The organism is Anoxybacillus sp. CHMUD (assembly GCF_013096965.1).
GTDB classification, from domain to species: Bacteria; Bacillota; Bacilli; order Bacillales; family Anoxybacillaceae; genus Anoxybacillus; species Anoxybacillus kestanbolensis_A.
In genome coordinates this window covers 1-6,619 of record NZ_SDLG01000036.1, presented here as the reverse complement: position 1 = coordinate 6,619, position 6,619 = coordinate 1, and the positions used below count along the sequence as shown (strand labels likewise).

Annotated in this window: 5 protein-coding genes and 3 pseudogenes; 1 reads left to right on the top strand and 7 read right to left on the bottom strand. The window is 36.5% G+C overall.

All coding sequences use genetic code 11. The features are described 5' to 3' along the window. Positions 1 to 337: 337 nt before the first annotated feature. Positions 338 to 1,090 carry a nucleoside phosphorylase gene (locus ETB99_RS14255; RefSeq protein WP_309138159.1) on the bottom strand — a complete coding sequence of 251 codons (753 nt, stop codon included), beginning with the start codon at positions 1,088 to 1,090 and terminating at the stop codon, positions 338 to 340. 82 nt (positions 1,091 to 1,172) lie between these two features. Between ETB99_RS14255 and ETB99_RS14250 the strand changes: the two are divergent. Next, positions 1,173 to 1,319 (top strand): annotated as a pseudogene (locus ETB99_RS14250) (transposase); the annotation flags it as partial. Between the two features lie 58 nt (positions 1,320 to 1,377). Here ETB99_RS14250 and ETB99_RS14245 read toward each other — a convergent pair. The 6 genes and pseudogenes from ETB99_RS14245 to ETB99_RS15315 form a co-directional block, all read right to left on the bottom strand. After that, positions 1,378 to 2,307 (bottom strand): Rpn family recombination-promoting nuclease/putative transposase, encoded by a 930-nt coding sequence (locus tag ETB99_RS14245; RefSeq protein WP_309138158.1) that lies wholly within the window; start codon positions 2,305 to 2,307, stop codon positions 1,378 to 1,380. 123 nt (positions 2,308 to 2,430) lie between these two features. Next, positions 2,431 to 2,745 (bottom strand): annotated as a pseudogene (locus ETB99_RS15320) (flavoprotein); the annotation flags it as partial. Positions 2,746 to 2,750: 5 nt separating this feature from the next. Beyond that, a complete protein-coding gene (locus ETB99_RS14240) occupies positions 2,751 to 3,962 on the bottom strand; it encodes an MFS transporter (RefSeq protein ID WP_171700900.1) in 1,212 nt (403 codons plus the stop codon). Between the two features lie 297 nt (positions 3,963 to 4,259). Beyond that, positions 4,260 to 4,834, bottom strand: a pseudogene (locus ETB99_RS14235) (IS256 family transposase); the annotation flags it as partial. 137 nt (positions 4,835 to 4,971) lie between these two features. Then, positions 4,972 to 5,778: a prolipoprotein diacylglyceryl transferase gene (lgt, locus tag ETB99_RS14230; RefSeq protein ID WP_006323303.1), complete on the bottom strand. Its 807-nt coding sequence runs from the start codon at positions 5,776 to 5,778 to the stop codon at positions 4,972 to 4,974. After that, the gene (locus ETB99_RS15315; RefSeq protein WP_153125992.1) at positions 5,757 to 5,927 is read right to left on the bottom strand and encodes an Lmo0850 family protein; all 171 of its coding nucleotides are present in this window, start codon (positions 5,925 to 5,927) and stop codon (positions 5,757 to 5,759) included. Before ETB99_RS15315 ends, lgt begins: the two co-directional genes overlap by 22 nt. Positions 5,928 to 6,619: the final 692 nt, after the last annotated feature.

The following is a 6,619-nucleotide window of genomic DNA, read 5'->3' as shown; positions in this document are numbered from 1 at the left end:
ATTTTCTTTGCGTAGCTGTTTGTTTTCGTGACGCAAATGTTCATTTTCTTGAACGAGTTGATGAATGAGCTGTTTTTGTTGTTGAACTTTGCCGATTAAGCTCTCAACTGTAAATACAGCTTGTTGTGCCGTCAACATGCGATTCACCTCCTTGTCTATCAATATTCACATCATAGACAAGGAAAGAAGAAAATATTCAGCTCACTTTATGATGTGGCTGAATAGTTACTTTTTGACTTGTCAATTACAACTATCAATTAAAACACGATTGATAGTTAAACAATCTATTAGTTTAGAGTTATTGAAGGTATCGTCTTTGTTAGTGGAATAAAAGATTTTATAATCTTGATAGATATAATGCGAGTTCTCTTATCTTTTCATCAGTTTTTTCCTTTATCTCATCTCGTCTTTTATTAGGCGAATAGAATGTATCTCTTTTTATAATATGGTCAGAAAGATTGAGTAGTCCAATTGCTTTTTTATTAAACTTCCTCGCAACAGCTAGAGTTGTAGCTGTTTCCATATCAACCCCTATATGACCACTTTTAGCCCATTTTTGAACCATTTCACTTGTTTCTACCATGATTGCACCCGTTGTAAAGACGGTTCCGGTTACATAACTATATCCCCTGTCTTCACAAAAGTTAATTGCTGTCTCTATAAGTTCTCTATCAGATTGTACTGTTTGTTGGTCTGGTAGATACCAATGTGAAACACCATCTGCCATTTCAGCAGCGGTTACAATTAAAATATCACCAAACTGTACATCATGAGATAGACCACCAAAGTATCCCGTCTGAATGAAAATATCGGTTCCAAGAGATGCAAATTGATGACATATTACTGCAGCACTTGGACCTCCAAATACATTAGCAAATCCGATTCTTTGATTATTTAATTTCCCTATAATTGAATTCCAATGAGGTGTCCATATATCCTTAACAATCTTATCTTTCCATATCGTTAGGTTTTTTTCATATTCCCAAGCACCATGAATAATAAATGACTTTGGAACATCCTTTTCTTCTATATTAAATGCTTTTAGCCAATCTTTCTTTGTAAATTCACCGTATAATTTCAAGATTATCACTCCCTAGATGGTGCTAGTATAGTTTTATGGACAGCTTTTAGTTAACTCTCTATCATAAAACATAAGAGAGGAAGTGTCCGATATGAAACAAAAAAAGAAATATAACGACGATTTTAAGAAGACAATCGTTGAACTCTATCACACGGGTAGTTCGGTGAGTGCGTTAAGCAGCGAATATGGCGTATCTGAAGTGACAATATACAAATGGATTAAGGCTTTGACCCCAATCAGTGAGGAAACGGGGAGCCTTACGAACAGTGCCTGGCACCGTTTGATGACACCGTTCGCTAATCTCCCAACCGTTCCCGTACTTCCTCCTCTGTCATGTCGAGAATATGGGCAACGTCTGTTATACTCATTCCTTTTTCGACCATTTTTCGAATCGTTTCATTTTTCCCTTCTTCTCGACCTTGTTCTAAGCCTTCTTTCAATCCTTCTTGTCTTCCTTTTTGTCTTCCTTCTTCCCGACTGCCGCGAATGTTTGAGAGTTGATCAAGGAGCCATTTCAGCCGCATTTCGTACGCGTAGCGGTTTTCGGGGTCGACGCTTAAGTTTTGCCATTCTTCTAGCGCTTCTAAAATGTCTTGTTCTGTCATGGCTATTCCCTCCAATTCACGAAACATCTCTTCATCCATTTTTTTCGTTCGTCCATCGACAGCCGACAACATCGTTAGCCATGGCCATTCTGGTGACTGTTTCACTTCTCTCCGATATTTCTTCCATTTTACCATAAATTGTGACAAGTCGAGTACATGAAATTCAAGGTGATGGCTCCAAAGAAACTGTTCTTCGTCTTCACGAATGTGAAAAACGGTATGAAAGCGATCTGTTTCATGTGGGAAAAGGGGATAATTTAAGATGGCGATCATAATCGTTGGGGGGAGGATGTCGTACCGTTCTCCTTTCGATAGTGAAGATGAAAACAACCTTGCCCAGTAATACAATAGCCGTTCGGGCATACCGTATTGTGGGATGATTTGAATTTCAACGTGAATGCGCTCGCCGCGGTTTGTGCGAACGATGACATCTAACCGTCCGGTCTTACCGTCTTCTGTTTCTTTCGTTAGTTCGGTGTTTTCAAACTGTACGTCGATGATGCGATCATCTCCAGTCCGATGTAGCAACGCATTTAAAAACGCCATCGTGATTGACTTTCTACTTGGGTGGCCGAACAGTTGTTTAAACATGAAATCCATTTTTAAATCGAGATATTGCACACAAATCATCCTTTCGTAAAATATAGGGGACAATTTGATTAAAATCGGGAAATAAGGGAAATGCAAAAGTGGAAAATTGAATTTCTCATTACGAACAGTGCCTGGCACCGTTCGCAAATTATCAGCTATTCCGTTTGCACACTTCGCTAAAGTATTAGCAGTACAAGGCAAAATGATGAAAATATCCGCCCAGTCATGTAAAAAGGAATGAGGAACTCTATTTCGTGTATACTCCTTTGGAAAATCGTACATATCCTGATATGCAGGAGCATCAGCGTGCGCCGCCAAAAAATTGACATCAATAAATTTCTGAACGTTCGATGTACAAACTAGTCTAATGTTAGCATCTAGTTTTTCTCTAAAAACTCGTAAATACATAGGTAGTTCAACAACTCCTGAAGAACCTGTAACGCCAACTAATATATTCAAGCTTAACACCTCCTTTACATTACAGTTTCTCTTGGCGTACCTTTTCTTTCATTAATTAATAACGAAGATAAACTAGTAACTATACCCAAAGCACCTGCAATGAAGAAAAGATATTTTATATTGAAATAATCAACACTGACCCCAAAAATAAACTGGGCTACTGGCGTTGAAAGCATTGAAATCGCCATCATAATACTATTAACTCTTCCTAATAAATGAATAGGCACAGAACGTTGAACAAAAGTAGGTATAAGGACTCCTGTAAAACCAGTAATTAAGCCAATTACAAAAACAAAAATTAGAATAATCAAAAAATTTCGGGTGAAACATAGTGCGGCAATACCAGTAGCTTGTAAAAGAAAAGATAAATAAATAATCTTCAATTCAACCCTGTGAATGCTTTTAACCGAAAAGATTAAACCAGTTAACAAACTTCCCATTGACATCGATGAATATATATATCCTAAATACTTAGCATCATCACTAACATTTTTAGCTAAAAAAGGGAACAATACATTAACCCCATTTGCTCCAATATTTACAAAAAACATAGTTATAACCAAATAAAAAATCATTTTTTGTCTATTCAAAAAACTAAAACCAAGTCTTAAATCCGAAAAGTAAGAAGTTTTGTCATTATTATCGTTCATATTTTCAAGATGACTATTTTTAGAGTCAATAAACAAAATTAAAAAAGTTGAAAATACATATAAGATGGAAATGGCTATCAAGGAATGTTCTATTGAGATTGATTCAACCGTCCAAGCGGCGATTAAAGGGCCCAAAATGATCGTTGTTCTTACAACAGTGAAGTATTGACTATTGAGACGACTCAAATATTCAGTAGCGACTAATCTTGGCTTTATTGATTCTGAGGCTGACCAATAAAAAGCATCAATCGCTCCAAACAAAACGGAGACCATTATGAGAATTACAAAAGAGATAGTATGATCCCATAACAGAATAGCCAAAACTAACACAATGATTGCCCTTATCATGTCTGACAACCACAGAAACAACTTTGCCCCTATTCGATCAATAACCGGTCCGCAAAGAAGCCCAGCAATAAATCTCGACAAACCTAGGGAAAATAAAACTGCTCCCATCAAAAAACCTGATTGTAAAACATCAGCAATATACCAAGCTATAACAACACTGTATATGACATCCCCCAAGTTTGAAAGAAACGTTGCTATACAAAATTTTGTAGCGTTCAAAATGATCACCCTTAGAAAGATTGAGACTAGGCATGTAATGCACTTGTGAAACAGAACAAAATCAAAACATAGGATAAGGGGCGGTTTTAATATAACTAAAGATTCATTATATTACAATTATTACAATAATTATTTTATTTGGAAAATACGGTACCGTCAAGAATTTTGTGTAATGTAATGGGGTAGGGTATCTCTGAAATGGATTTAGAATAGAGGGGGGATATTTCCTCCACACATAAGACTGAATATTCAGTCTTATGTGTGGAAAGGGAGAATCCTTTTATTTTGTTTATTTACAGTATTTGGTTAACAATAACGTTCTTCAAACATTCGTTGAAGGGCTTCATGCGCTTCGGCAAATCCTCTTAACTTTCGCCCTGCCCATCTCTCATTAAAATCTTGAACAGTCAAATACACGACTTTTTCAGCGGCTTCTAAACTGCTCAAACTGTTCATCGGCTTTAGGCGTTTCCGAATCTCCTTGATCGTTCGTTCGATGGCATTCGTCGTGTAAATCACACTTCGAATACTGCTTGGATAATCCATAAATGTAAGGAGGACATCCAACTCATTGGCCCAAGATTGGACTTCTCTCGGGTACTTGCTGGACCATTTCGACTCAAACTGTTGAAACATCTGTAACGCTATCTTCTTATTCGGCGCGCGATAAATCAGCTTGAGATCCTCGGCCACTTCGAATTGGTCTTTTTTCCGAACACGACTGAGCGTGTTACGGACTTTGTGCACGACACAACGCTGTACATCGGCTTTCGGATACACCGCCTTAAAGGCTTCCTCCAGCCCCGGAAGACCATCGAATACGCCCAGAAGCACTTTTCCTTGACGCCTCTTTGGTAGAGGTGTTGAAGAATTTCTTGCCATACTATGAAGGAAAACAGAATCGAACAATCGGAAAATCTTTATTGCAACTTATATAGTAAAATGCTTTACACAAAATTTTATACATCATCAAAAAGAGGCTATCGATCTTTTTTCGATAGCCTAAAAACAGTTTAATTTAATCTTTATACCTAGCCGTCAAATCTTTTCTAGTTCGTCTGTATAATATAAGGACTGTGCTTGTAATCACTAAAACAACAGATAAAACTTGAGCCACTTTTAAATTGTCTGTTAGCATTAAACTATCTGTTCTCATCCCTTCAATAAAGAATCTACCAATCGAATACCATATAACATAAGTCAAGAATACTTCTCCACGTTTTAAGTTTAAACGTTGTAATATCAATAAAATCAGAAACCCTATCAAGTCCCATAGAGACTCATACAAAAATGTTGGATGATAATAACTTCCTTCAATGTACATTTGATTAATGATAAAATCAGGAAGATGAAGTCTTTCTAAAAACTCTCTTGAAACGGGTCCTCCATGTGCTTCCTGATTCATAAAGTTTCCCCAACGTCCAATTGCTTGCCCCAGTATAATGCTTGGTGCTGCGATATCTGCCAATTTCCAAAAACTCAAATTCCTTTTCTTTGCAAAAACGACAGTTGTGACAATAGCACCTATTAAAGCCCCGTGAATGGCGATTCCGCCTTTCCATATAGCTATAATCTCATTGGGGTGTTGCGAATAATACGACCAATTAAAGATGACATAATAAATTCTGGCACATATCAAAGCTATAGGGACAGCCCATAATACAAGGTCGGTAAATACCTCTTTTTGTAATCCCCTTTTTACTGCTTCATTAGTAGCAATATACAATCCTAATAAGAGTCCTGTACCAATAATAATTCCGTACCAATGAATACTTAAAGGTCCTAATTCCAGCGCAATTGGATTTAAAGGTTTAATGGTTTCCATTTGCTAAAGTCTCCTTTCTGACCTTTTTTCCATGAATTTTCTTCTAATATAGCAGCTAATATAGCTAGTCTTGATTTCGTTATTTCTGCTGGTATGCCCATCGCTCTAAGACGATTTACGATTTGAAGAACCCGCTTTTCCTTATTCATTTTATTCTAACCTCATTTGGCAGTTTAAAGTTATTTACCGATATCTTGAGTTTAGCAGCTAAATGATTTCATTCTTGTACTTCTTCTGTTAGTGAAGACGTTTCAAAAGTAAAGTTCTTGATTTATATTCTCTTTAATGCTTATGATTGAAACAAATATTGTCCGTGTTTAACGCCACCTCTTGCAAATAGACCCTCATTTCATTTGTAGCTTTTACAATTTGTTAAAATACAGAAGCAGTTTCTGCAATTAGATGGATGCCGATTGCGACTTCTTTCTGTCCTTCCACAATAGAATTAACTGTTTGACTAAGATCATAGACGATTTGATTAAAAACTAAAGAAATTTACTTTGCAGATCTATCAGATTGTTTAGCTAACTTTCGGATTTCCTCTGTAACTTCTGTAACTACGAAAAACCTTTTTCCGTACTCGTCGGCTCTTGCTGCTTCAATTTTTGATTCTTACAGTTTTCATACCATCCTCCTAAACCAACGGTTCTAATAACCAGATAAATATATCTTAATAAATAAATTTGCAGAATTTATGTAGAGGAAATAATAAAAGTAACTATTCAGCCACATCATAAAGTGAGCTGAATATTTTTTGCTTTTCCTGTCCATGATGTGAATATTGATAGACAAGGAGGTGAATCGCATGTTGACGGTACAACAAGCTGTATTTACAGTTGAA

Coding starts and splice junctions, on each gene's coding strand:
- ETB99_RS15315 (WP_153125992.1), bottom strand. CDS start 5,927: ATGAATAAGGAAAAGCGGGTTCTTCAAATCGTAAATCGTCTTAGAGCG.
- lgt (WP_006323303.1), bottom strand. CDS start 5,778: ATGGAAACCATTAAACCTTTAAATCCAATTGCGCTGGAATTAGGACCT.